This is a genomic window from Pseudoalteromonas sp. APC 3358 (genome assembly GCF_030408075.1).
Classification (GTDB): Bacteria; Pseudomonadota; Gammaproteobacteria; order Enterobacterales; family Alteromonadaceae; genus Pseudoalteromonas; species Pseudoalteromonas arctica.
The window spans coordinates 25,439-51,781 of the sequence record NZ_JASDCE010000016.1 but is presented as its reverse complement, the minus strand read 5'-3'; the positions used below and the strand labels follow the sequence as shown (position 1 = coordinate 51,781).

The window sequence follows — 26,343 nt, the reverse complement described above, 5'->3', positions numbered from 1 at the left end:
GACTAAATAAATTCATAATAAAGGGACTTGAAGACACCGAAATCACTTATTTAAAAAGTACCTTAGCTTTATATCAAGTAAATAAATTAGTAAGTGGGTACCAAGTCGCTGTTTGAGGCGTTGATGGTGTATAATTTTTATGCGAAATTCACCTGGTATAGGCGACGACTTAAAAACATTTTTGTCCAAAAATGAGTTTGTTCAACCGTCTGCTTCTCGCTCTAAGCAGACTAACCGTCTTTATACCAAAAGAGATTTTGATGACTAAAGCTCAGAAGGCTGAAATATAAATACTCTCTTTCGGAGTTTTTCAAGTTAGTTGTTGCATAAGCTGTACTAGCTCTTTACTTATACTCAATTTTGTTAATAAACCACTCTTTTATCCCTACTGGCGTTTTAACTTGAAAATCATCATCAACTTCCTTTTTTAGCATCGCTCTGGCCATAGGAGAGTCAATAGAAATGTAATCGTTACGACCATAGATCTCATCAGGGCCAACTATGCGAAAAGCTTTTGTTTCACCATTATCATTTTCAACCTCTACCCATGCCCCAAAGAAAACCTTGCCGACTTGTTGAGGAGAGTAGTCAATAACTTTGACTGCTTCGATGCGCTTTCTAAGGAACCTAATTCGAGAATCTATCTGTCTAAGTAATCTTTTATTTTCTTTATAATCGGCATTATCTGAACGATCGCCAAGGCTAGCAGCCCAAGCTACTTTTTTTGTTATTTCAGGTCTGTAGTCGCGCCAAAGGTAATTAAGCTCTTTATTTAGCTTGTCTAATCCTTCACGCGTTATTAGATTGGTATACAATTAGTTTGCCCCATCCCAATATTACAAATACTGCAATGCTTTTTTAACAGCATCTAAAGTTGCAACCGGGAGAAAGTTATCTTTATCATTACTTGATAATATACTACCGTTTGGCCCCACTTCCAAACCTGCTCGGCGCATAAACTCTTTAGATATGAGGTATTCAAGATCTTCTACTTCTAAGTCAGTCTATTTTGAGTTTGGTGACGAAGACTACCCACCTTCATAAAATTCTATGACTGGACCAATCGGTACTATATCTCCTTTGCTAGTTTTTCAGCTGCTAATGCTTGAGAGTAGAAAATGTTATCTTGAAGCCTAACTATAGGGTCTTTTAATTTTTCTATCCAAATGAAGCTTTCCTTTATTGAAACTACAAAGATTATAATAACCAGACAGCAAATTAAATTTTAGCGTGTGTTATAGATATTACGGCTATAAAAAATCTAAAGCTTTTTTTATAGCGTCAAGGGTAGCCGCTTTAAAAACAGCATGCTTATTTTCATCAATAAGCTCCCCATAATCCGTTGGCGTTAATTTCCATTTGCTTTGAAAGCTATTTGATAATAAATATTCTAATGCTCTGCGCTCTTGATTCGATAGTTTATGCTCAGAACCAAGCCCAGTAGACTTGTAGTCATAAATATCAATTTGAAGGTTTGGTGGAATAATTTCTTGTAGCTTTTTTCGAGTCGCAATTAGCTCGGAAGCTTGAATTTTTGCTAGTAATCGATGCTTTGGATTGTTTATTTCATCTATCCAGTCTAACCCTTGATGCTTTTGCTTACCAAGATCTTTTACTGGGCTGTTCTCTGCAAATGATGCAATAAGTGCTCTATACTTTTCACCCGATTTATTACGAATACTTTGTGCTTTTGGAACCCCTCGTTGAGTGCCTAACTTTGATATTGTAGAAATAGAATAGTCATCAACACCTCTTTTTCTTTGCTCCATACAAACCCTATAGATTGCTTCGAGGGTTTCACTAATCTTAGTAGAGCAACCTTTTTGTAATTCAGTTAGTAGATCTTCAGGTGACATACTCATAACTCACTATTAATTAACGTATTATTTTTATTAATAAATTCGATTTCAGACTTTGAAATCTGTTCATCACCAAGAAGGTCGGAGAGCTTAATATCACAATTAATTACACGACTAACTTTTGACCATGTTTTTAAACGAGACTTTAAAAGGCGCGCTAATTGATTTCCAGCGTGCAATTGTTGCTCTTCTGTGAGTAAGAATAAGCCGGGAGATATTTCATTGAATACAGCCATTTTATCCAACTGTTGAGATCTTGGAATTATGGCATGCGATGCATTGGCCGACTCATAAATCGTTGCATTCTCACAAACCTCTTGAAGTTGCTCAAATGAAGATGTCTCTTCTAAAGATATTTCTATTTCTGAATCACTCATTTTAACGAGGGACAAGCTGTCTTTTTGATTAGCTATTGATTGTGTCATTTTAATTAGCTTGTAGGACGACTGTAAGTCACATAAGAGCATATCCATTTTTTTTGCTGCACTTTCATATTCTGACTCAGTTTTTCTTATTTTTAACTCAAGAATTTTACGCTCTGATAAGTCAATTTTTTCATTTTTTAAATTAGCTACGTATTCTCGGCGATCTAATTCGTCTAAACTTTTCTCAAGCATAGTAATTTTACTTTGTAACTTTGTGCATTGAGATGACTGGGTGTTAGAGTGAAATAATATTTCGTTAGTGATGGATAGCAACCCACCAATAAATGCGGGGCCTGTAATAAAATGACGACAGCGAAGACAATTTTGCGTCCCTAGATAACCAGATGGAGCCGGTACACGTAATGATGTACCACTACCATTAAGTTCTCCGCCATCTTCACAGCGAGTTGCGGCATATGGGCAGATACCATAATCCCTGAAAATGAAGTTCCCTGCTGGAATAGAGTTTGTTAATGAATTTAGTAACTCTTCATTATTTGATACCAATTCATTTTTTACTTTCTCTATTTTATTTTGTTCAATTAAACTCTGAGTAGCGTCAACCCTCGTTTTTAATGCTTCTTTCTCGCCCTGCTCTAATCGCTTTCTAATATCGCCTTGCGTAATTTTGCAGTAATAAATAGACATTACAATTGATGAGTGCCCCACAACTTTCATAACTATTTCAATAGGCATCCCCATTTCCATTATATAAGCCGTTATAAGGCTCACACGCATTGAGTGAGGGGTATACTTAGACTTATACTGATTTAACGTTGCTTCCTTCCCTGATAGCGTTGCAAGCTCTAAATTTGATGGTTGAACATTATAAAGTGCGGCAGCTAACCTTGGTGTTAGGGAATTACCAACACTTTGTGGCTCAATATCCTGATACGCCCTAAATAAAAAACAATTTATTCCTTTAGCCTTAAGTTGCAACTCATTTAAATTTGTTCTTTTACAACTAGACCAGTTCGTAGGGTTATCTATAGGATTATATTTTTGCTGCCACTTACGAAGTTTTACTAACCAATAAATAAGGTCTTCAGGTATCCAAGGTATTGAATAACCTTGACCATTATTACTTGTTTTGTTTGTAGTGATAAACATCCCTGCGTTTTCGTCAGGCATTCTTTTAATAAACGCTTGGTTTTTTGTTAACCCCGAAAAAATAGATTTATTTTTTTCCCAAATTATTTTTCCATTTTGATCAACATTAGCTATTACATCATCTGCTTCACCTGAATCATTATATGCAATCTGACGACCCCGTAATGGAACTTTTGTTAAAGTGAACGTATGCAACCAATTTATTGGAGACCACATATAAAGCTGATCTCCAATCTTTTTTATCACGCAATCAGGGTCACTTCGATCTACTTCCTTCGATGATACTTTCAGCCAATCAGCATCAAATTTTTGCAAATGCTTTAGGTCTTTAAAAGTTTTTGCATTAGCTGGAATTATCCACTCTTGGGCCTTTTTAACAAAGTAATACTGCAAGCAAGGTTTAGTTGACTCAGCGCGTTGCGGAGACATCACACTTGCTGAATTTGATAGCAGCGATAAAGGATTTCTAGCATCCATTACACGAATGATCTCTCCAGTCTCCTCATCTTCACTAGTTAGATCGTTGGTAATTACAAAGTCTAAAAATTCATTCACTGCAATTATCAAGTTACGCCGCATATTATCGGTATTCAACTTTTCTAATTCTTGCTTTAAGGGTCTAATATTAACCTTTTGCTTTGTAAGAAATGCTTCTGGAGTTAAGCTTTTATCGTGTTTTTCTATATAAATTCGAACGAATCGACAAAGCAAAGAGTTTTTAGAACCTCCGCCTAATGCTTGGGTCATAAATTCTTCTATTTTTACAGCCCAAGCTATATATGGTTTTGCAATAAATTTTAAATTGTAAGGCTCTTTTTTACCTAAAAATTTAAACCAATTTTCCCATTCACTTTCCCATACCCCCTGTGGGTCATTTGGTATTTGAGGGTCATCTTGCTTTTTAACAAATGCCCTGTATTCCTTTTGTGATTTGAGAGCTAATGGCTTAATAATACTCTTTAACTTTTTATAGGAATAAAAATCAGGGACATCAAATGTATCTTTATAGCTCACCCACTCATCCTTAAAAACCCTCTCTGGATGTGCAATTAGGCCTGGTATGCTTTTGTAATTTTCTAAATGTAATCTTGAGTTAGTAATACCGTTTTTTTTGCATATTGCTTTGTATTCACCCAATGTTTTTATTGATACAGGTATATTTAATGGAAGGCTCGAGTCACCTTTAAGTTTGCTCATTTAATCTCTCTCATCTTACTACGAATATCTTCTGAGGTTGGTTGTATATATACCAAGCAGGATAGAGAGCTCTTATGATGCATTGCTTTTTGAATTTCAACTTGGCTTAAACCAAGTTGTCGTGCGCGATAACCATATGCATGCCTGTGTCCATGCTCTGTAGTTCCAAGCTCTTTTTGAACTTCCAACCCAATTTTTTTTACTGCTCTTTTATGAATTCGCTGAAAGTTTTTTATCGTTTCAGGCGCTCCTGTGGAGTTGGTAAATGCAAATGGGTGAGTGTCTGTTTTTGCCGGCTCTACCCGTTGATATTTAAGATAGTTAACCCAAGATATTAAAAATTCTTTTGCTTTTTCAGGCGGGTTAAATATCACTTCAAAATAGCCGTCTTTATTTGTGAGTAAAGGTGACTTCCAACCCGCATATAGTCTTTCTGATAATCGGTATGTATTTCTTGGTTTATAGAAAGTGCTTTCGAGTAAGTATTCTCGCCTATTTGCAAAACTACTGTCAGGTGAGCGGCCTATTTCTGGATGATAGACCCTAACTAATGCTTCATCTCGATATATTGGGTGTAAAGTTATATCTGAAACATAAAGGTGAAATAGCTCACTTTTACGTAATCCACCATAATTTAATAACATGGTCATAGCTTGAGATTTATAGTCTGGTGTTGAGCCTTTTACCATTCCAATATAAAGAAGCTTTTCAAAGTGCTCATCGGGGAATTTCATCGCTTTTTCATTATTTATTTTAGGCTCTAATAACCGATCAATGAATCTTACTCTCTTCGCATTAAAGGCAGCGTCATTTTGATTAGATAAATGATTTAGGAACACATTTGCGTGCTTATGATAATATGCACACCAATTTAATCTCTCTTCATAACTGGTTGCTTTTCTGAAGGGGTTTATCCTTGATGAGTCAAACCCTTCCTGTAAAGCTAAAAAATCAGAGTAATGCGTTATATGAAATAATATATTATTTGCATCTCTAGGCTTTCTTGCCTTCCAATACAATCCAAGTTCGTCATCCATTTTATCGTAATCGATTGTTCCTACTAATAGTGCTTTAGTAAAACCTTTTAATAATAAAGTTGAGTTTTCAAAGTTTGGTACGACATCAATATATGTGAGTAGGAGCTTTAAAGAAAATATAGAGCGCTCTTTCCATGACTCACTTTTAGAGCTGTACCAAGCAAGATATCTTATATGTGATATCACGACACCTTTCTCTGTATAAAGAGCTGGTAACTCACAAATACTACCAGCCTCTTTATCATGATACTTTACGTTTATTTTTTGGATGTATGCCATACTTTTTATTATATAGTATATTTACTTTTCCTTAATACTAACTCTTTTCTATCATCTAACAAGTATTAAAGTAGTGATTTTAGTATATATTTGGGTGGGGTTATAATATCAGTACAACAAGCGTTTGCTACGCCAAATTGACCGTCGTGTACGCTATTTACGCAAACGCATACCTGATTTAAAAATCATCGACTACTCTCCCGTTCAAGATGGAAAAGTGTTTTTTGGTGCATGGGTCGAAATTGAAAACGAAGAAGGTGAAACTAAAAAATTCAGAATTGTCGGACCTGATGAAATTTACGACCGAAAAGATTACATATCGATAGACTCACCTATGGCGCGGGCGCTGATTAAAAAACAAGTAGATGACGATTTTGAGGTACCTACTCCTCAGGGTAAAAAACAGTGGTATGTAAACAGTATCGATTACCAAAAAAAGAAATAAAAAGTTTTGATTCAGATCATGTTAACTTTTGATTGTGTAAATTAAACCAATAAGCTATAACTGAATTATTCAAGTTGATTTGTTTAATTTGAAAGCAGTTAATTAAGGTCGTGGTTATGTCAAACATAGTACAGCGCATATTAAATAATGCCGTATTGTTTGCACTTTTAATGAGTGTAAGTTTGACGCTGCATGCCAGTAACACTGAAGTAAACCTTGATAACGCTAAACTATCTAATCACTTTATTGCTTGTGACATTCCTGACCAAGCAAACCTCGATTTTGACGTAGACTCTCACGTTAATACTATTACCTTTAGGTCGCCTCAACCACTTCCTAATGTCGTAGATTCTTTTTATAAGAGCACCAACCTAAACAGACCTTTTAGCACTGCGTACCAACGCGGACCACCTAGCTATTTAATTTAATTCATTATTTTACAACTTAATTAAATTTTATAACTACTAAGGTGACTACTATGTCTAACTTTAAAGAATTACGTACTCAAAATGTTTCTCACGGCGTTATTGCAAGCACATTTGCAGATGACCAACCATTGATTGATTTATCATCTCCAGCGCTAAAAATGGTAAATAACTTTACTCAAAAAACGCCTATTCGTGCAGAGCATACAACAACGATTACAGATGCACTTAAACAAGTTAGCTCGCAACAATCTGATTTTGTTTTAGTAACCGACGAGAACCAAAAATTGATTGGTCTTGTTTCTAGCGCCGATTTACAAAGCTCTAAAATTACTATTATTGCAGAGCGTTTAAATACCCCACGAAGTGAAGTAAGCTTGCGCGATATTATGACGCCAATTAGCCGACTTACAGGTGTAAGCATGCAAAGTTTAAGCTATGCATGTATTGGTGATGCGCTGCAAACAATGGAGCATCAAGGTGTAATGTTTTTATTAGTAACAACAGCAAGTAGCGAAATTTGTGGTTTAATTTCAGCTCGCCAAATAGCTAAAACATTACATATTCCACTGCATATTAGCCCTATTGCTCACTCTTTCAGTGAAGTATTAGAAAACATTGAGCACCCTCACTAGGGCGCTCTTTTAGTTGAATTGATTTACTCCCCTCCCAACCATCTTAAAGCAAGTGAAATAGCTTGCTTTAAGAGCTTTTTATTACTACCTCCTGTGATATTATTCAAGCAATTAACGGCGCCAGTAACACGCTTCTGGTCTTATTTTATTGTATAAAAAGGTTTTTGCATGAGCGATATCTCTGCACGTTTAGCCGATGAGTTAAACGCACAGCAGCAACAGGTTGTTGCAGCTACAAAATTACTTGATGAAGGCGCAACTGTTCCTTTTATTGCCCGCTACAGAAAAGAAGTTACCGGCGGCCTAGACGACACCCAATTACGCCTTTTAGAGCAGCGTTTATCGTATTTACGTGAACTAGAAGAGCGCCGTAGTTTTATTTTATCGACCATCGAATCGCAAAATAAATTAACGCCAGAGCTAAGTGCCGATATAACTAATGCACAAAGTAAAACTGAACTTGAAGATTTATACCTACCTTATAAAGCTAAGCGCCGTACTAAAGGCCAAATAGCAATTGAAGCTGGTTTAGAGCCTCTTGCAGATGCACTATTTAAAGATGCTAACCTTGACCCAGAGCAACAAGCAGATCAATTTGTAAGTGCTGAAAAAGGCTTTGCAGATACAAAAGCTGTACTCGAAGGCGCTAAATTTATCTTGATGGAGCGCTTTGCTGAAGACGCAAAATTACTTGCTAAATTTAGAAGTCACATAAGCCAAAACGGCGCAATTGAAAGCACTGTAATTAAAGGCCAAGAGCAAGCTGGTGCAAAATACCGTGACTACTTCGAGCATCAAGAACTTCTCAAAAAAGTACCTTCTCACCGTGCGCTTGCTATGCTTAGAGCCCGAAATGAAGGTGTACTTCAGTTAAATGTTAATCCAGAGCCTAGCGCTGAAAATTCAGCGCAACTATGTGCCAACATGATTGCTGACCATTACCGTTTAGATATTAAATATAAAGCGGCAAGTCCTTGGTTATTAAACGTTGTGCAATGGGCGTGGAAAATTAAGTTAGGATTACACCTAGAGAATGAATTTTTTGCAGCAATGCGCGAAAAAGCAGAAGCTGGTGCAATCGACGTATTTGCTAAAAACTTAAAAGATTTATTAATGGCAGCACCTGCAGGCCCCCGTACTACTTTAGGTCTTGATCCAGGCCTTCGTACTGGCTGTAAGATTGCCGTTGTTGATAGCACAGGTAAATTACTAGCTACACAAACTATTTTCCCTCATGCACCACAAAATCATTGGGATAAATCAGTGCGTACGTTAGAGCAACTTTGTCGTCAGCATAAAGTTGAGCTAATTGCGATTGGTAACGGTACTGCATCACGCGAATCAGATAAGTTGGTTGCTGAGCTTATGAAAGCAAACAGCGAACTTAAGCTTAGTAAAATTATGGTTAGCGAAGCGGGTGCATCGGTTTACTCAGCTTCTGAATTTGCAGCTAATGAATTCCCAGATTTAGATGTTTCTATACGAGGGGCTGTCTCTATTGCGCGCCGCCTTCAAGATCCTCTTGCTGAACTTGTTAAAATTGAGCCAAAATCAATTGGTGTTGGCCAATACCAACACGATGTATCGCAAAGCCAATTAGGCCAAAGCCTTATTTCAGTAGTTGAAGACTGTGTAAACTCAGTAGGCGTAGATTTAAACATGGCATCGGTACCGCTACTTACACGCGTATCTGGTTTGAACAAAACATTAGCGCAAAATATCGTTAATTATCGCGATGCTAACGGCACATTTACTAAACGTAGTGAGCTTAAAAAGGTTGAGCGTTTAGGGCCAAAAGCATTTGAACAAGCGGCTGGTTTTTTACGTATTAACAATGGTAGCGATCCTCTAGATAACTCATCAGTTCACCCTGAAGCTTATCCTGTTGTTAAACGTATTTGTGAACGCAATAGCGTCGATGTCAGTAACCTAATTGGTAACAGCGACTTTTTAACTAAACTTGCTGCTAACGATTACACTGACGAAAAATTTGGCTTACCGACCGTTACCGACATTATTACTGAGCTTGATAAACCAGGTCGAGATCCTCGCCCTGAATTTAAAACAGCTGAGTTTAAAGCCGGTGTTGAAAAAATTAGTGACCTAAAACCAGGTATGATTTTAGAAGGCGTGGTTTCAAACGTTGCTAATTTTGGTGCGTTTGTTGATGTAGGTGTTCACCAAGATGGTTTAGTGCATATTTCAGCAATCACGAATAAATTTATATCAGATCCGCGTGAAGTTGTTAAAGCTGGTGATATTGTAAAGGTTAAAGTTGTTGAAGTAGACGCTGCACGTAAACGTATAAGCTTTACTATGCGCTTAGATGACGACATTGACACAAGTAATAAGTCAGCAGCGCCAGCTACGCAAAAGCCACAAGCACGTGCTAATAATTCGCAACCTCGCGCTGCAAAGCCTAAACGTGACAACGGTAATGCGTTAATGGGTAATGCATTTGCCGATGCGTTCGCTAATGCTAAAGTGAAAAAATAATAGTTGTACAGCTAAGCTAAAACGAAAAAAACCGCGTAAGCGGTTTTTTTGTGGTTACGTTTTACTAAATTATTAACTTAACGCTGAAAAACTACTTTGGCTCGCTGGCGATGTAGCCATTTGATAAAAGTTAGCAATACGCCCCGCCCGTGCCTCAACATCGGCATCACGTGTTTGCTCATCACTTTTAGCTGTTTTTGTATCGTTGCTTTCATCGCTAGAGAATGACGCTTCAAGTTTACTTTTTGCGTCTTCGTCGTCTTCTTTTTCAGGTTGTGCAAGCTCAGCTTGAGCCGCTGCTAGCTTTTGCGTAGCATCTGCGGCAATAGAGCGATCAGCTCCCGAAGGCTCTGCAGGCGCTAATGCGGCAGCTCGTACCGTTTGCATTTTGTCTATAGTCGCTTGCGGGTCACCCGGAATTTCTGACACATCTATTTGTACTTCTCCGCCAACTGCGTAGTTAGTACCATCTGGGCCACGTTGATACTCATAGCTTGGCGAGCCAGCATGTTGCCCACCTACAGAAGCGTGCGCTTGCTCGTGTATTCGTACTTCAGTATCTCGTGCTTTTAGCTCTGTAATTTGTTGTTGTTCTTGTTCTAATTGCAGCTCTTCTTGCTCAGATTCTTTTTTCTCAATTGCTTCACTTTCTTCCTCAGAGCCCTCAGGGTTTTCTGAGTTTCCATCGCGCTGCTGAACTGACTTTTCGTCTGCTATTTTTCCCGTTGCGTTATACGTCGCACCATCGCTACTGCCTGGTAATTTTGCTTTTTCAGAATCACTTTGCGCTTTGGTTTCTGTATTGCTTGCGCTACTAGATGCGGGAGCAGGAATAACTTCGCGTAGTTGGTTGTCACGCCGTGCAGTTTCCGTATAAACATTTGCAGTGTTTATATTGATAGACGGAAATGGCGTGACAATATTCATAATACTAAACTTTAATATCGATTAACGTGCCAAGTACATCATCGGCCGTTTGAATTGATTGCGTATTTGCCTTGGCATTAAACTCTTCAACTTTTAAGTTAACAAGCGCTTCATCAACACGAGCTGGCTGTGCTACAGGTGCAGTAATAGCTTCTTCAGGGCGTGCTGCTGTAAGCTGACGTTGCTGCGCTAATTGTGCGTCATCTTGCTGTTCTATACTGGCACGGTTAATCTCAGCACTGGCTTTTTCAATACCTTGGCTAGCTCGATTAAACCCTTCTACACCACTATTAAATACAGATCCGATTGGCATATTAAAACCTCCACCAAATAAACATTGTTTAATTATCGCTCAGGTTCTGCTCAAAATAAAGCTTTAAACAGCGCTATTCTTAGCTCTATTTTAAAGCATTGATTTAACGACAGATAAAAACTCACTTTTATGAGAAATAAATGGCGCGTGCGACGCTTTATCTAGCACCTCGTATTCAAACTCAGTATTTAGTACTGACATTTCACTAATTGCTTTATAAGGCACTAAGGCATCAAGTCGGCCAAATACTCCTTTGATAGGTACTGGGCAATGAGCAAATAAATCACGTAAATCGTCGTTTTGTAAAATATCTAAACCAGCACTCAGGGCGTCGCTTTGTGGTGCGCTGTACTGGTTTAGTAATTGTTTAAGCAGCTTTATATCATCACGCGCCGACTCGCTACCCATCGCTTGAATAGCTAAGAAGCGCTCTATTGTTTTTTCTCGATGATTAACTAACTGCTCTTTAAACTGCGCCAATACATTCGCTTTTATTCCGGGCCAATTATCTGCCTCCGCAAAAAAAGGAGTCGATGCAATTAAAATAACTTTTGATACTTTTTCAGGCCAATGCTTAGCAATATAAAGTGCAAATAATCCACCTAACGACCACCCCATTAAAATGGTCTTCGGCTTTAACTGCTTACTTAAAGTTTCTGCTGCATCATGCAAAGTATAAGGGCTTGGGCAAACATGGTTATTACCAAACCCAGGTAGGTCAAGGCTACGTACACTTCCTGAATATAAAAACTCAAGTTCTGGCTGTACTAACTGCCATACGCCCTGATTCATTCCCCAACCATGTAATAACACTAACTCATTTTGCATATTTGCCTAACCTTTACCAAACTTAGGCTCATCATAACGTTTAAAAAGGCGATTGCAATGCAAGGAGCGAGTCAGTGAAACAAGCCGTTTTAAATTGGTTATTTCCCTCTTATTGCATGCAATGTCAAAATACGATTACGACCTCTTTAGGGCTTTGTGATTATTGCCTTGAAGATTTACCATTGTTTGATTTTAGTAAGCATAAGAATTTACTGCATCGACCCGATATTGTTGAGATGTTTCCTAATTGCGAGTTTGATAAATTATTTGCCTGTGCTTTTTATCAACCTCCCTTTGAACATTGGCTTAAAAGGCTAAAATTTAATAATCAAATTCATTATAAAAAGGCACTGCAGCAAGTTATACAAAAACAATTAACGCAGTTTTTTGAGCAAAGCCCTACTTTGCCAGATACCTTTATTATTTTACCTCTTCATAAAAGCCGATTCATTACTCGCGGGTTTAATCAGGTAAGCCAAGTTTGGCAACCATGTTTAGCTAATTACGCATCAGTGAGTAACGTACTTATTCGCAATAAAAAAACACGAGCCCAGTCGGAACTATCTAAAGCAAAGCGTATTAAAAACTTAAAAAATGCCTTTATTTGTACAGAGGATATGGGCGGTAAAACAGTCGCTATTGTTGATGATGTGATGACGACAGGGGCAACATTAAACGCAGCTACTAGTGCACTAAAACAAGCAGGCGCTAAACAAGTGTGGGCTTTTACAACTTGCTTAACGCCTATTTAATTATTAAAAAGTATATACCAATCCGCAATAATACTTAATCATTTTGCGGGGCTAAACGTGTCGCTACCTGTGTTAAAAAATTCTCATTTACGACTGCATGGATGCAGAAGGTAGAGCAATGCAGGAGCAATTGCCGAGAACAACTAAATAGCGAATTTTTTGCCTAGCTATCAACACGTTTTTCCATCCTCAAAATAGATCACTTAATTAAGCGAATTGGTATTATTCGCCATTTGCACGAAACGTATGACCAAAAAATAAAGCGTTGCTTAGTAGTCGACTAGTCCCATACCAGTAACCTCTAAATACAGGGTCGTCGGTCATGCCTATTACTGTACCTCGTCCGTATGAGTGAGCAATTAAGCCTGCGCCGCCAGCAACTTGCTCAACATTAACGGCATCGGTAAAGCCTGCCAATAATGGATTTTTAGTGTAGGTAAGTATATTTACGAACGGAGCATCGGAAGCTTCTAGCAACCAAGTACTGTTTTTGAATACGGGCAATGTATTACGCTTAAGTGAAAATGTAAGCGGATGAGTTAAATCTACATTAGTATTAAAAATAGCACCTGCAATGCGTTGACGTCCTGCTAAATGATCTTTATCGCCATAACTTAAATCTGTCGTTTTAAATGCACTTGCTACATCTTGTCGTGATAGATAGCTTGCTTTGAGTAATTGCTGATCAGCTAAAAATTTAGCGCCGCCTTTGTGACCCCAAATAACGCCGCCTTTTCTTACCCAGCTTTTAATAGCAACTTTGTCGGCATCAGATAGGCTATTGTAATTGCCATGAGCAAGCACAATATGACTGTAGTCACTTAACTCGAGTGAACTAAAGCGGTTCATTTCAACAATTGTTGGTGCAACACCTACAAAGCGATCTAGGTAATACCACACTTCGCCGACTTCGTACTGGCTTGCGCCTTGCCCGCCAATAAGCAGTACTTTTGGAGCACTAACAACCGCCATTGATCGCGACCCTAAATCGGCTCCTTTACTTGTTAAACCTGATGTAATCGGTTTGATTGCAATACCAAACTCATTTTGTGCTTTATTTAGCAAGGTAATCCAATCTGTATTTGTTTGTAGTCCAGCCGGTATAATAATACTTCCAGGTTTAAAATTAATTTCTCCTGATGTTGATTTAGCCGTTAATGCTTTTAGCGCTACACGTGCTTTTATACCTTGCTGTAATAAGCTATTTAACATTTTAGGTGCTAAATAATCATCCCACGAAAAACCAAATGCGTAACCTTCGGTGAGTGAAGAAAATGATGGGGTTGCTACTTTTTCCCATGCTTTATCAGCAACCTTTAATCCCCAACTACTTTTAACTTTAGAAAATGGCAAATTAAACGCATGCGCTAATGTCCAGCCAGATACATCGTAAAAAGTATTATCAGCAAAGTTTTTTTGCTCACTAAAAATCGCTTTTACCAAACGATATTGTGGTTGTGCTAATGGTACAAAATAGCTATGTGTACTGAAATTCTTACCATCTGCTTTTAATGATTTAGTAAGTGGGTAAGCGTTAATTTGATGCTGCTTTAACAATTCTAAAAAGTGCTTAATACGGGTGTTGTCGCTTGCACCTTCAACAACATAACCTTCAAAGCTTTCATCGCTGGCTAAATCAGTAGCCTGATTATAAAATTTAGCTTGGTAATCCAATAACGCTTGGCGGTTATCAACTGCTGCCTTAAAGGTAGATAAACTCGTTAACAGTTGATTTTTAATAGTGAAAGGAAAGCTCAAGGGTCCATTTATGGTGTCTTGAATATGTCCACGAGAACTTGCCTGCTCAAATAAAATGCCTATGCCACCATTTACATCGGGATAGGTTGAACCTTTACCGTAATAGAAGTCATCAAAGCTTTCTTCAGTAAAATAAAGTGCATTGTTTTCATCTAACGTTTTTGCGTGATAGTTAGCAATCGCTTTAGTTAACGTTACATTTTCATCAGGTGTTATTGGGTGTTTACGGCTTGGAATACCTGGTTGAAAAAAGTAACTGCTATTAGGCCCCATTTCATGAAAATCGGTTAAGACATTTGGTTTCCACTGATGAAATTTAGCAATACGCGCGCGCGATTCAGGATGCTGTAGTAATAACCAGTCACGATTTAAATCAAACCAGTAATGATTGGTACGACTACTTGGCCAGTTTTCAACATGTTCACGGGTTTTAGGGTCGCTTGATAAGTTCATACCTCGGTTACTGTTGGCCCAATTAGCAAAACGAGCAAGTCCGTCAGGATTAAGCGAAGGGTCGAGTAAAATAACCGTGTTATTTAATAACTCATCTATTTCAGCACCTTGTGCAGCAGCTAAGTAATACGCCACCAGCAAAGATGAGTTACTACCTGATGACTCATTACCATGCACACTATATCCCATCCATACAACGGCAGGCTGCTTTGTAGAATTAGCATCTGATACATCGTTACTTAAGCGTGCTAAGTGAGCTTGGCGTGTCTGCTCTATGCTTGATAACTTGTCAGCTGCTGTAATTGTTAGCATTACTAACGGGCGTTGTTCATGTGTGCGGCCAATCACTTCAAAATTTATACGGTCGCTTTTATCAGCAAGTATTTCCATATAACGTACGAGCTGATCGTGTCTTACGTGCCACTCTCCTACTTCGTAACCGAGTACTTGCTCAGGAGTAGGAATTGAAGGGTCAAATTTTACATCTTGTTCAAAATAATACGAAAGTGGCTTAGCTACACTTGAAAAGCTAAGCAACACCACCATTAATGTTAATACCAAACGCATATAAATCACTCAAAAAATGTTCGTTGTTTGCACGCTACCATTGCTTAAAATAGATGCCAACTTTTTACGCTCAACACTAGCCGCAACACGATGAGCGGAGTATGATACGCAGTATCCGAGTAATTTAGTCAAGTATAGATGGTTTTATGATTTCTATTTCCGAAACAGCGCAAGCGCATTTTGCTAAACTATTAGCAGATCAATCACAACAAACCAATATTCGTGTGTTTGTTGTAAACCCTGGTTCATCACAAGCGGAATGTGGTGTGTCTTATTGTCCAGAAGACGCTGTAGAAGCGAGCGATATTCGCCTAAACTTTAACGGTTTTGATGCCGTTGTAGATGCAGAAAGTGCTCCATTTTTAGAAGAAGCTGAAATCGATTTTGTTACCGACAAAATGGGTACTCAGTTAACGCTAAAAGCACCAAATGCAAAGGCGCGTAAAATAGGTGACGATGCATCGTTAAACGAACGTGTACAGCACATGCTAGAAACCGAAGTAAATCCACAACTTGCTAACCACGGTGGTCAAGTAAGCCTTGTTGAGATTACAGCTGCAGGTATAGCTATACTTCAGTTTGGTGGTGGTTGTAACGGTTGTTCTATGATCGATGTAACACTAAAAGAAGGCATTGAAAAAGAAATGATAGCTAAGTTTGAAGAAATCACCGGTGTTGCTGATATAACAGAACACGAAGCGGGCGATCACTCTTACTATTAGGCCTTGTAAATGCTAAAGCAGCTTATCTATCGCTTAGGGAGCAATCCTAAGCTGAGCTTAAAGCGCTTTTTTCGCGGCTTAGCACTGTTTGTGCTAGCCGTGATATTCATATCTATTGGGTATTACACCCACTACAGCTTACAAATAATTGGCGTTATAATTTTACTCCCCGCATTATTTTTTGCCGGTTGGGGCTACTGCGGTATTTTTGCCAATCGTTTTTCACAAGTTTTAAAAGATATGGGCCCTAAACACCACGACCCCGATCTCTGGAAATAAACCATTTATTTAGTTTAATCTAATAGCTGATTATTTATTTTTAAGTGGTGATATTTAATTATTAATGTAACCCCGCGCATTAACATAAAACAGCTCATAGCCAGCCATAACCCGTTATTTTGCAAGTCTATAAACACCCAAAACACACCAAAAAAGCCAACTCCAGCTGAAAGTATCATACTGTTACGCATGTTCTTTGCTCGCGTAAGCCCTACAAAAACACCATCAAACAAAAAGCAACTCATGGCCAAAATAGGCAACACTATTAGCCATGGTAAATAGTGTGTTGCCTCTTGAATAACCTCTGGCACATTGGTTAAAAGCTTGATTATACCGCTGCCGAATAATGCAAAAAAAGCGCTATATAAGACGCCAAAAAGCATGCCCCAAAATACACTTATTTTAACCCAAAGCTCTATATTTTTAACGCTTCCTTGGCCCTTAGCTTGCCCTACTTTTGCCTCAGACGCGTAAGCAACGCCATCAAGAGCAAAACTCACCAACATTAGAAAGTTAAGTAAAACAGCATTAGCAGCTAATGTGGTTTCGCCTATACGCGCTGCGTAAAACGTCATAAAACTAAAGCATAATTGCAGTATTAAAGAGCGAATAAATATATCTCTATTCAAACTCAATAATTCAGCCATTTTGCTAATACTCAACCAATTCGGTACATTTAGATCAATGTCTTGTTTTTTAGCTAGTTTAACCACTAAAAACAGTGCAAATACTAAAGCCGTATAATCAGCAATAAGTGAAGCCCACGCAGCGCCTGCAACTGCCCAATCTAAATAAACAACAAAATAAATATCGAGTACTATATTAACGATATTAGTGACGAGTAATAAATAAAATGGGCCTCGACCATAATGTACACCAAGCATCCAACCCAGTAACACTAAATTACACAATGCTGCTGGAGCACTAAAAATACGAATGCTAAAATACTGATACGCTTGGATAAGTACATCGCTATTGGCGGCGGAGAGGTAAGCAATAGCGTGCTTTATTAATGGGGATAACACAATTAATAGCACGGCCACTGCGCTTGCAAGCAATAGGCTTCGTTTAAGTAAAGCGGCAAGTTGGGTTAAATCGTTTTTTCCGTATGCTTGTGCCACGAGTCCCGTGGTGCTCATTCTTAAAAAACCAGCAAGCCAAAATAAAATAGATATAACTGCAGAGCCAAGGGCAATACCCGCTAAGTAATGAGCGCTTCCTAAGTGCCCAATTACAGCGGTATCAACAATTCCTAACAACGGCACTGTGATATTTGATAGTATCATCGGACCCGCTAACAACAGCAAGCTTTTATGGTGTGCCTTATTATGTATAAGAAATTGTTTCATTTAGTATTATTTATCCTCATTAGTATATCTGTGCGGGCTCAAGCAGCCGTTATTTTACAGTATCATCATGTTAGTGAAACCCTACCCGCTGTAACGAGCGTTAGCGCCAATACATTCACTAAACATTTGAGCTATTTAAAAGAGCACAACTTTAACGTTATTCCTCTTAATGACTTAATAAGCGCACTTCAGCAAGGTGAAACCTTACCTGATAAAACTGTCGCCATCACCTTTGATGATGGTTATAACAATAACTATGAACAAGCCGCGCCTATTTTAGAAAAGTTTGGCTACCCGTACACTATCTTTGTAAATCCTAAATTAATAGACGAGGGCATGAGCTACGTAATGGGGTGGGATAAGCTCAAAGAATTATCTAAAAAAGGGGCATTAATAGCCAATCATAGCGGACAACATGATTACTTACACCTTAAGCTTGAAAACGAAACCGATGCACAATGGCAATCACGTATTAAGCAAGATATTCTTAGCTCTCAAAAGCGTATAAAAGAAGAAATAGGCCACGACTATAAATACTTAGCATACCCGTATGGTGAGTTTAATAACGAGCTGCAAGCACTTGTGACAGAGCTTGGTTTTGTGGGTATTGGTCAGCACTCCGGCGCTGTAAATAAAGACTCTAATTTTAGCCGCTTACCGCGTTTTCCTGCATCAGGCTTTTACAGCAAACTAGAAACTCTTATTACTAAGCTTAACTCACGCGCGTTTAATATCACCAATTTAACTTATCAAGATAGCGTTACACAACAAAATCCACCCACGCTCACAATTGAATTTAAAATGGGTGACTTTCATAAAAGCCAATTTGCCTGTTACGTATCAAGCGTAGGCCAAGCAGATTTAAAATGGGTAAATAAAAATACAGTCGAAATAACCTCACCAAAGGTGCTTAATAAAGGACGCTCTCGTTTTAATTGTACGGCCCCTTCTATTTCTAGCCCTGGTGATTATTTTTGGTTTTCGCAGCCTTGGGTAATTGAAGCGCCTAAACCTTAACTGCCTGATGTAATAGTCGCTGGGTTATTTTATCCAGCGCAACTATCTCGTCTGCTGCATTTAACTCAGCGGCAGCCTTAGGCATACCCCATACCACCGATGAGTACTCATCTTGAGCCAAGGTATACGCACCGTTTTGTTTTAGTGCAAGTAACCCTTTTGCGCCATCACTCCCCATCCCTGTTAGTATGGCTGCAACTACGTTTTTAGCTCCTGTCTCAACTAATGAGTTAAACAGCACATCTACCGCAGGTTTATGTCTGTTGACCGGCTCGCCATCATCAAGCTGGCAATACAAGCTAACACCTCGCTTTTTAATACTTAAATGAAAACCACCTGGTGCTATATAAGCCCAGCCAGTGCTAAGCTTATCGCCATGTTCAGCCTCTTTCACATTTATCGTGCATGTACGATTCATTCGCTCAGCAAATGAGGCGCTAAACACAGGAGGAATATGCTGAGTAATTACAATGGGCGGGCAATTTTGTGGCATTTTAATAAGTACTTCTTTGATAGCCTCAGTACCCCCCGTGGAAGCACCTATCGCAATTACTTTATTAAGTAAAAATTGAGAATGGGTATTAATAGGCTCATTTGTGACGACCGTTTTTTTATAGCTTCTTACTCTTGCTCCAGCAGCTATTCGCACCTTTTGTTGAACAAGTGATGCATATTGGCTCAATTGCTCTCTTACGTTATTAGTAGGCTTAGCTATAAAATCAACAGCCCCTAATTCGAGTGCCTCGAGTGTAATAGGAGAGCCTTTTTGGGTCAGTGTTGAAATCATCACTACTGGCATTGGTCTTAATCGCATTAAGTTTTTTAAAAAACTAATGCCATCCATTTTTGGCATTTCTACGTCGAGCGTTAATACATCAGGATTTAACTTTTTTATCATTTCACGAGCTTCGTAGGGATCCTCAGCGCTCCCCACTACCGTAATATCTTTAGCTTGCTGTAATATTTCAGTGAGTAAACGCCTAATTAAGGGGGAGTCGTCAATTATTAATACTTTAATCATGCATACTCCTAAAACAGCTCTATATCAGTTACTACTTCTTGCTTTTTAAGGTTTTGTAAGTAACGGACTTCGCGTTTTTCAATCGTATTATTATGTAGGTTTTTAAGTTTTTTCATATGAACTTTACCGGTGTTCGGATGAAAAAATATTTTTCGTGGCCATGGTCCCCCCATATCGTGGGCAACTAGATTTAATGCCTCTTCTTTAATATACGCCGCTGCAAAACTAATATTACCCAGCCCTATATCAGTCATCGCACTAATAATTTTACCCCCACCAAAAAGTTTTACTTTTAGGTTACGGCGAGACGCACCATTTTTTAAAACTTCGTTTATAAGATACTCCATAGCCCAATTGCCATACCGACAACTTAAACTATGCGCATTCTTAAGTTCTACTCCCTTTTGAATTGGTAACATAAAGTGATTCATGCCCCCAATCCCTAGTACTTCATCGTAAACACAAGCCGCAATACACGAACCCAGAACTGTAGAGATCAGCTCATTATTTTTAGAAACATAAAACTCACCCGGAAGCACTTTAGCAACAACGCTACCTCGGCCCGAGTCCCAATATCGTTTAATATGTTCAAAGTTAGGTAATACCGGCCTAAACTCTGCGTGCATTTTGTCCCTTTTGGTACATAGTTTTCCCTAAATTTTTAAATTGCGTATGCTCTTTTCCCATACTTTCTGAGTGACCTAAAAACAAATAACCTTGTTCATTTAATATATTGGCGTAACGCTTAAAAAGCTGATCTTTTGTTTCTTTATCAAAGTAAATAACAACATTACGACATAAAATAAGATCAAATGATCCTTTCATTGGCCAATCTTGCAATAAGTTTAAACGCTTGAATGAAATAGACTCTTTTAGCCTATCTTTAACTTTATAGTTTTCACCGTCTTTACTTTTCAAAAACCAACGCTTAAGTTGCACGTCATCTAAGCCGTTAACATTCGCTGCGGTGTAAATACCCTTTTGTGCTTTTGCCAATACATTAGAATCTAAATCGGTTGCTAGTATTTTTACATCCCAATTGCTCGGAAATGCATTATTTAAAGTCATCGCCAAACTGTAGGGTTCTTCTCCTGTTGAGCAACCTGCAGACCAGATTCTTACTCGCTTACTATTTTTATTTGCCTTTAAGAGAGCAGGTACAAGCTCAGATTTTATAAATTCAAAGTGGTGTATTTCACGAAAAAAAGACGTTAAGTTAGTTGTTATTGCATTAATAAAGGCATCAAACTCCTGATCTTTATGGCTATTTAAATACTCTAAATAGGCTTTAAAGTCAGTTAGTTTTCGCTCTCTAATACGTCTTGCTAAGCGTGAATAAACCATCTCTCGCTTATGCTCACCTAATACAATTCCACATGCGCTATAAACTAAACTGGCAATTTCTTTAAAGTCGCGGTCGGTACACAAAAACTCTTTCATTGTTCGCTCTCAATTTAGCCTGCCAAATAATACCTCGCTGTGATTATGTATTCAGCGAGGTATATAAGAAGATTGGTTGTTAAAATTCTTCCCATTCATCAGCAGAGTCTACAAAGTTATCGCCTCTGGGTTTATTACTTACAAAACTGCTTTGCGACTTATGAGATAATTTAGGTGTGCGCATAATCGGCGAAATCATCGCCATCTCTTGCTGACCTATTGAGAAAAAGTTGAGTAGTTGGCGCATCTCATTAGCTTGCTCAGCCATAGACTCGCCAGCGGCAGAGGCTTGCTCTACTAAGGCGGCATTTTGTTGCGTCATTTCGTCCATTTGTGAGATGGCGGTATTAACTTGTTCAATACCCGCACTTTGTTCTTCAGATGCCTCTGTAATATCAGAAATCATTTGCGTCACTCTTTGTACCGATACAACAATCTCTTTAAGTGTAGCGCCCGACTCATTAACTAATTGAGAGCCATCAGCTACTTTGCCTACACTATCTCTTATTAACTCTTTAATTTCTTTCGCTGCGCCTGCAGAGCGCTGTGCTAAATTACGCACTTCACCTGCAACAACCGCAAAGCCTCGACCTTGTTCACCAGCCCTTGCAGCCTCTACTGCAGCATTAAGCGCTAATAAGTTAGTTTGAAATGCTATTTCGTCAATGACACCAATAATATCTGCAATTTTCTTGCTCGACTCATTAATTGCCGACATGCTCGTAACTGCTCTATTTACAACCTCACCACCTTGAATCGCCTTTTCGCATGTTTCTTCTGCTAAATCGTTTGCCACTTTTGCGTTATCAGCATTTTGGCGAACGGTGCTAGTCATCTCTTCCATGCTCGACGCTGTTTCTTCAAGTGACGAGGCTTGCTCTTCTGTACGTTGGCTTAAATCAGCATTACCTTGAGAGATTTCCTCTGCACCACTGGCTACAAGCGTTGCCGATGAATTAATGCGATTAATCACTTCCGTTAACTTATCTGCCGTAGCATTAGCATCGCGTTTGAGTTTATCAAATGAGCCTTTATATTCTTTTTCAACTCGTTTTGATAAATCACCATTTGCCATCGCATCGAGCATACTGCCCGTGTCAGCAACTGCATCATCAACGATTTTAACTAAGCTATTTAGCCCTTGAGCCAAACGTAAAAAGAATCCTTCCTTGCCTTCTTCCGCGACTCTTGTATCTAATTCGCCATTACCTGCAGCGCTAATAAGTTCGGCTATTTCTTTTTCAAGCGCAACCTCATTGGTCCTATCTTCCCACTCAACAATGGTGCCTAAATGCTTTCCATCTTGGCTAATCCAAGGTGAAGCAATCAAGGTGAAAGTGACACCTGCTAAAAGTAATTCGGCTTTATGAGGCTTATCGAGGTTTTTTAATAAATCGCGCTGATGGTTAGGGTGCTTATGAAAATCATCAACACATGTGCCAATTAAATTATCAACAGAAAAGCTTGGTAATACAGTTTGTAATTCTTTTTCGCGGACTTTTAGCATTTGCTGAACACGATCGTTCACAAATACTATATTAAGGTCTTCATCAGCAATCATTACGTTCGCTTGGCAAACTTTAAGCGCATTTGCTAAATCGGCTGCTTTGCGAGATGCTTTTTCAAGCTCTTTTTGTTCAGTAATATCAGATGCGTATTTAATCACTTTAAACGGCTTGCCGTTCATATCATAAATTGGGTTATAAGATGCTTGAATCCAAACCTCCTGACCCTGCTTCCCTATTCTTAAATATTCCCCTGAATCAAATTCACCGCGACCTAGTTTGGCCCAAAACTCTTTATATTCGATACTATTTGCATGTTCGGGTTCAATAAAAAGCCTATGGTGCTGACCTTTAATCTCGCTAAGTTGATAACCAAGTGCATTTAAAAAGTTATCATTGGCATCAATAATAGTGCCATCTAAATTAAACTCGATAACCGCTTGAGATTTACTTATAGCACTAATTTGCCCTGAGGCTTCTGCTGCTATTAACTTTTGCTCGGTCACGTCGGTGGCAAATTTAACTACTTTTAATACTTGCCCTTGCTCATCAACAATTGGGTTATAAGTTGCTTGGATCCATACCTCAGCTCCACCTTTTGCATTACGCTTAAACTCATCTGAGATAAACTCGCCATTACGCAGGCGTTGCCAAAAGTTCTTATAATCGTTGCCCTGAGCTTCATCTGGGTCAACAAACATAGAGTGATGCTGGCCTTGAACCTCTTCAAGACGATAGCCCATCGCGTTTAGAAAATTCATATTTGCAGTAATTATTTTTCCGTTAGATTCAAACTCAATCACCGCTAATGATTTATTCAATGCGTCTACAATTAAATCATTACTTGATTTTGACTGCTTTGGATTACTAAACCATCCCATGCTCATCACCACCTTTAAGTTTATTATTCATTTAGTTTCTATTTGCTAAATATTCATTGTTTTTTGCAGGTCAATTAGCGCTACCATTTTTTCACCAACATTCACCAACCCAGCTACATATTCACAATTATTCGACTCAGATAAACTAGGAACCGCTTTCGCATCTTGCTCCGCAATACTGTAAACATCAGAAACGGCATCAACAGCAACACCTATAATTTTACTACCTAGTTCAAATTCTATTTTGACAACGATAACCACCGTTAATGGCCCATAGTCGACACTTGGTAATCCAAAGCGCAACCGTAAATCAATAATTGGCACTATTGTTCCACGTAAATTAATAACGCCTTTTACAAATTCAGGCGCATTGGGCAGTACTGTAATTTCTTCCCAACTGCGAATTTCTTGTACTGTTAAAATATCAACGCCGTATTCTTCATCAGCCATAATAAAAGTTAAAAACTGTTTTACACCTTGCTGTTGCTGAAGATTTAATTGATTACTTAACTGGCTTTGCTCTGAGCTCATAACGCCTCCAAAGTGGCTTGCTTTTCAATCGTTAATTCTTGGCTACCTGGTTTTTTTAAACCTGAGAGCTTTATTAAGCCGCTAATGTCCACAATCAGCGATACACGCCCATCGCCTAAAATAGTGGCTCCCGATACGCCATCAACTTTATGATAGTTAGCCTCTAAACTTTTAATAACAACCTGTTGTTGAGACAGTAAATCATCAACTAATAAACCCACCTTTTGGTTATCTGTTTCTACAACAACAAGCAGCGTTTTATCGAGTGATTCAATGGCATTTTTATGATTAAAAATATCGTAGAGCCTTAAAATAGGAATGTATTCGTCCCGAAGCCTCAATACATCAAGGTTTTTACCCACTCGACTCACTTTAGCAATATCAATTTGCAGAGATTCCACAATAGAAATGAGCGGGATAATATAAGTATGCTGAGCCACCTTAACTAATTGCCCATCTAAAATAGCGAGAGTAAGTGGTAATCTAATAGTAAACGTAGAACCAACACCGGGCGCTGAGGTTACTTCCACTGAGCCATTTAATGATTGAATATTTCGCTTAACTACATCCATCCCAACTCCACGACCAGATAAGTCACTTACCTCATCCACTGTCGAAAAGCCGGGCATAAAAATAAGCTCATTTATTTCATCGTCACTGAGATGATTATCAGCTGAGATTAATTCGTTAGTGATGGCTTTTTCTTTTATTTTTTTTGTATTTAACCCCTGCCCATCATCCATTATTTCAATAACAATGTTTCCACCCTGATGAAATGCATTTAAGGTTACTGTGCCAACGGGATCTTTACCTGCCGCCAGTCTTTGCTCAACAGTCTCTAATCCATGATCAAGTGAGTTCCTCACTAAATGCACCATAGGATCGGATATTTTTTCCATTACTGTTTTATCAAGCTCGGTTTGCTCTCCAATCAACTTTAGCTCAACTTGCTTATTTAGTTTTTGCGCTATATCTCGCACTAATCGAGGAAAACGACTAAATACAAAGTTTATTGGCAGCATACGAATGCGCATCACATTTTCTTGTAAATCACGCGTATTATGGGCAAGTTGCGCTAGACCTTCTTGTAGTAAAGTGATTGTGGCTGGTGTGATTTCTTGTTCGCTGAGTTGATTTAGCATAGCTTGTGTAATAACAAGTTCGCCAACCATGTTTATTAACGAATCAACTTTATCAATACCAACTCGAATGGAGGTAGACTCTGGTGTACTTGCAGGTTTTTTATCTTTATTAGCAGCGGGTTGCTTTGGCTTACTAGGTAGCTCAGCTACTTTTATTAAATCGGATGTTTCAAGCTCAACAGCTTTAGATATCTCACCTTGATTAGGTTGTATTGGCTCATCATTGCCAAATAAGCCTCCGCATAATTCAATTTTTATGTCGGCATCGTCTTCTACCCATTCAAATACTTCTTTTATGGCTTTTTCATCATGGCTAGTATCTAAAAAAAAGCGCCAATGTAAAAAGCATTCATCACTGCTCAAATCTGTAATTTCTGGAACTTCATCGTAAAATACTGTGGTTTCTAACTCACCTAGCTCTTCGAGCTCACTGATCATATACAGTGGCTCGTTTCCTGTTTTAAATAAATGATGATGGGGTTTAAAGTCTATTTGATAGGTGTTACTACTTGTTTGCTCTTCACTGCTTTGAGGTTTATTCTCTTGTGTTTCGTTTTTCATTCCAAGTACATGTTCAAATTGTACTTTTAACAAATCTGCCTCAGTTAAATCTGGCTCTTGCTCACCTTGAAGTGCAGCAAGTAAAGCGCGCAAGCAATCCACAGCTTTGAGTAATAAATTGACATGCTCGGTGCTAAGCTCTCGTTCACCTTGGCGAATTTGATCCAGTAGTGTTTCAAGTACATGAGTAAAGTCAGCAACGGAGCTAAAGCCAAAAGTGCCACTGCCTCCTTTTATTGAGTGAGCAGCTCTAAAAATAGTGTTGATAGTTTCTAAATCTTCCTCACCTGGCACTAAGTTTAATAGCTCAGCCTCCATGGTATCTAGGCCTTCAAAACTCTCTTCAAAGAAAACTTCAAAAAATTGACTTAAATCTATACTCACACTGC

The 26,343-nt window shown here is 38.5% G+C and carries 23 protein-coding genes and 1 pseudogene; 9 read left to right on the top strand and 15 right to left on the bottom strand.

Going from position 1 to position 26,343, the window contains the following annotated elements; all coding sequences use genetic code 11:
* Nucleotides 1-139: 139 nt before the first annotated feature.
* On the top strand, nucleotides 140-268 hold the full coding sequence (locus QL995_RS19275) for a hypothetical protein (protein WP_259396385.1): 129 nt from the start codon (nucleotides 140-142) through the stop codon (nucleotides 266-268).
* A gap of 76 nt (nucleotides 269-344) precedes the next feature.
* Here QL995_RS19275 and greB read toward each other — a convergent pair whose 3' ends face one another.
* The 4 genes from greB to gmtY form a co-directional block, all read right to left on the bottom strand.
* Nucleotides 345-815, bottom strand: coding sequence for a transcription elongation factor GreB (gene greB / locus QL995_RS19270; RefSeq protein WP_039489102.1), 471 nt, complete (start codon nucleotides 813-815; stop codon nucleotides 345-347).
* Nucleotides 816-1,250: 435 nt separating this feature from the next.
* Nucleotides 1,251-1,862, bottom strand: coding sequence for a gamma-mobile-trio protein GmtX (gene gmtX / locus QL995_RS19265; RefSeq protein WP_290294884.1), 612 nt, complete (start codon nucleotides 1,860-1,862; stop codon nucleotides 1,251-1,253).
* Entirely contained in the window at nucleotides 1,859-4,591 is a 2,733-nt protein-coding gene (locus QL995_RS19260) for a VPA1269 family protein (protein ID WP_039489104.1), read from the bottom strand. Before QL995_RS19260 ends, gmtX begins: the two co-directional genes overlap by 4 nt.
* Nucleotides 4,588-5,907, bottom strand: coding sequence for a gamma-mobile-trio recombinase GmtY (gene gmtY / locus QL995_RS19255; RefSeq protein ID WP_039489106.1), 1,320 nt, complete (start codon nucleotides 5,905-5,907; stop codon nucleotides 4,588-4,590). Before gmtY ends, QL995_RS19260 begins: the two co-directional genes overlap by 4 nt.
* A 106-nt stretch (nucleotides 5,908-6,013) precedes the next feature.
* On the opposite strand from gmtY, the pseudogene QL995_RS19250 reads away from it, so the two are divergent.
* The 4 genes and pseudogenes from QL995_RS19250 to QL995_RS19235 form a co-directional block, all read left to right on the top strand.
* A pseudogene (locus tag QL995_RS19250) lies at nucleotides 6,014-6,352 on the top strand (GreA/GreB family elongation factor); the annotation flags it as partial.
* A 116-nt stretch (nucleotides 6,353-6,468) separates the two neighbouring features.
* Nucleotides 6,469-6,780 carry a hypothetical protein gene (locus tag QL995_RS19245; RefSeq protein WP_007584977.1) on the top strand — a complete coding sequence of 104 codons (312 nt, stop codon included), beginning with the start codon at nucleotides 6,469-6,471 and terminating at the stop codon, nucleotides 6,778-6,780.
* A gap of 50 nt (nucleotides 6,781-6,830) precedes the next feature.
* Entirely contained in the window at nucleotides 6,831-7,412 is a 582-nt protein-coding gene (locus tag QL995_RS19240) for a CBS domain-containing protein (protein WP_010554942.1), read from the top strand.
* A gap of 168 nt (nucleotides 7,413-7,580) precedes the next feature.
* Complete coding sequence (locus QL995_RS19235) at nucleotides 7,581-9,908, top strand: Tex family protein (protein ID WP_169061323.1); 2,328 nt, start codon at nucleotides 7,581-7,583, stop codon at nucleotides 9,906-9,908.
* Between the two features lie 72 nt (nucleotides 9,909-9,980).
* On the opposite strand, the gene QL995_RS19230 is transcribed toward QL995_RS19235, so the two are convergent.
* From QL995_RS19230 to bioH, 3 genes are all read right to left on the bottom strand, one after another.
* Nucleotides 9,981-10,835, bottom strand: coding sequence for a putative metalloprotease CJM1_0395 family protein (locus tag QL995_RS19230; RefSeq protein WP_007584974.1), 855 nt, complete (start codon nucleotides 10,833-10,835; stop codon nucleotides 9,981-9,983).
* A 4-nt stretch (nucleotides 10,836-10,839) separates the two neighbouring features.
* Complete coding sequence (locus QL995_RS19225; protein WP_007584971.1) at nucleotides 10,840-11,148, bottom strand: hypothetical protein; 309 nt, start codon at nucleotides 11,146-11,148, stop codon at nucleotides 10,840-10,842.
* Between the two features lie 90 nt (nucleotides 11,149-11,238).
* Entirely contained in the window at nucleotides 11,239-11,976 is a 738-nt protein-coding gene (bioH, locus tag QL995_RS19220) for a pimeloyl-ACP methyl ester esterase BioH (protein ID WP_101163194.1), read from the bottom strand.
* 74 nt (nucleotides 11,977-12,050) lie between these two features.
* On the opposite strand from bioH, the gene QL995_RS19215 reads away from it, so the two are divergent.
* On the top strand, nucleotides 12,051-12,728 hold the full coding sequence (locus QL995_RS19215; protein WP_024607440.1) for a ComF family protein: 678 nt from the start codon (nucleotides 12,051-12,053) through the stop codon (nucleotides 12,726-12,728).
* A 222-nt stretch (nucleotides 12,729-12,950) separates the two neighbouring features.
* Here QL995_RS19215 and QL995_RS19210 read toward each other — a convergent pair whose 3' ends face one another.
* Nucleotides 12,951-15,506 (bottom strand): M14 family zinc carboxypeptidase, encoded by a 2,556-nt coding sequence (locus QL995_RS19210; RefSeq protein ID WP_290294882.1) that lies wholly within the window; start codon nucleotides 15,504-15,506, stop codon nucleotides 12,951-12,953.
* A 146-nt stretch (nucleotides 15,507-15,652) separates the two neighbouring features.
* On the opposite strand from QL995_RS19210, the gene nfuA reads away from it, so the two are divergent.
* Nucleotides 15,653-16,228: a Fe-S biogenesis protein NfuA gene (gene nfuA, locus QL995_RS19205; RefSeq protein WP_002959571.1), complete on the top strand. Its 576-nt coding sequence runs from the start codon at nucleotides 15,653-15,655 to the stop codon at nucleotides 16,226-16,228.
* A 9-nt stretch (nucleotides 16,229-16,237) separates the two neighbouring features.
* Nucleotides 16,238-16,507 carry a hypothetical protein gene (locus tag QL995_RS19200; protein ID WP_002959572.1) on the top strand — a complete coding sequence of 90 codons (270 nt, stop codon included), beginning with the start codon at nucleotides 16,238-16,240 and terminating at the stop codon, nucleotides 16,505-16,507.
* A gap of 14 nt (nucleotides 16,508-16,521) precedes the next feature.
* Here the strand turns inward: QL995_RS19200 and QL995_RS19195 are convergent, their stop codons facing one another.
* Nucleotides 16,522-17,793 carry an MATE family efflux transporter gene (locus QL995_RS19195; protein ID WP_024591683.1) on the bottom strand — a complete coding sequence of 424 codons (1,272 nt, stop codon included), beginning with the start codon at nucleotides 17,791-17,793 and terminating at the stop codon, nucleotides 16,522-16,524.
* 42 nt (nucleotides 17,794-17,835) lie between these two features.
* On the opposite strand from QL995_RS19195, the gene QL995_RS19190 reads away from it, so the two are divergent.
* Complete coding sequence (locus QL995_RS19190) at nucleotides 17,836-18,873, top strand: polysaccharide deacetylase family protein (protein WP_121955520.1); 1,038 nt, start codon at nucleotides 17,836-17,838, stop codon at nucleotides 18,871-18,873.
* On the opposite strand, the gene QL995_RS19185 is transcribed toward QL995_RS19190, so the two are convergent.
* The 6 genes from QL995_RS19185 to QL995_RS19160 all read right to left on the bottom strand — a co-directional run bounded on the left by QL995_RS19185 (nucleotide 18,863) and on the right by QL995_RS19160 (nucleotide 26,338).
* Complete coding sequence (locus QL995_RS19185) at nucleotides 18,863-19,894, bottom strand: chemotaxis response regulator protein-glutamate methylesterase (RefSeq protein WP_007584963.1); 1,032 nt, start codon at nucleotides 19,892-19,894, stop codon at nucleotides 18,863-18,865. The two genes, QL995_RS19190 and QL995_RS19185, sit on opposite strands and share 11 nt — an antisense overlap.
* A gap of 8 nt (nucleotides 19,895-19,902) precedes the next feature.
* Nucleotides 19,903-20,520: a chemoreceptor glutamine deamidase CheD gene (gene cheD / locus QL995_RS19180; protein ID WP_007584962.1), complete on the bottom strand. Its 618-nt coding sequence runs from the start codon at nucleotides 20,518-20,520 to the stop codon at nucleotides 19,903-19,905.
* The gene (locus QL995_RS19175; RefSeq protein ID WP_024591684.1) at nucleotides 20,504-21,334 is read right to left on the bottom strand and encodes a protein-glutamate O-methyltransferase CheR; all 831 of its coding nucleotides are present in this window, start codon (nucleotides 21,332-21,334) and stop codon (nucleotides 20,504-20,506) included. Before QL995_RS19175 ends, cheD begins: the two co-directional genes overlap by 17 nt.
* 79 nt (nucleotides 21,335-21,413) lie before the next feature.
* Nucleotides 21,414-23,720 carry a methyl-accepting chemotaxis protein gene (locus QL995_RS19170; protein WP_290294880.1) on the bottom strand — a complete coding sequence of 769 codons (2,307 nt, stop codon included), beginning with the start codon at nucleotides 23,718-23,720 and terminating at the stop codon, nucleotides 21,414-21,416.
* Nucleotides 23,721-23,765: 45 nt separating this feature from the next.
* Complete coding sequence (locus tag QL995_RS19165; RefSeq protein WP_007584959.1) at nucleotides 23,766-24,251, bottom strand: chemotaxis protein CheW; 486 nt, start codon at nucleotides 24,249-24,251, stop codon at nucleotides 23,766-23,768.
* Complete coding sequence (locus QL995_RS19160; protein WP_290294879.1) at nucleotides 24,248-26,338, bottom strand: chemotaxis protein CheA; 2,091 nt, start codon at nucleotides 26,336-26,338, stop codon at nucleotides 24,248-24,250. The genes QL995_RS19165 and QL995_RS19160 overlap by 4 nt, the downstream gene beginning before the upstream one ends.
* Nucleotides 26,339-26,343 lie beyond the last annotated feature (5 nt).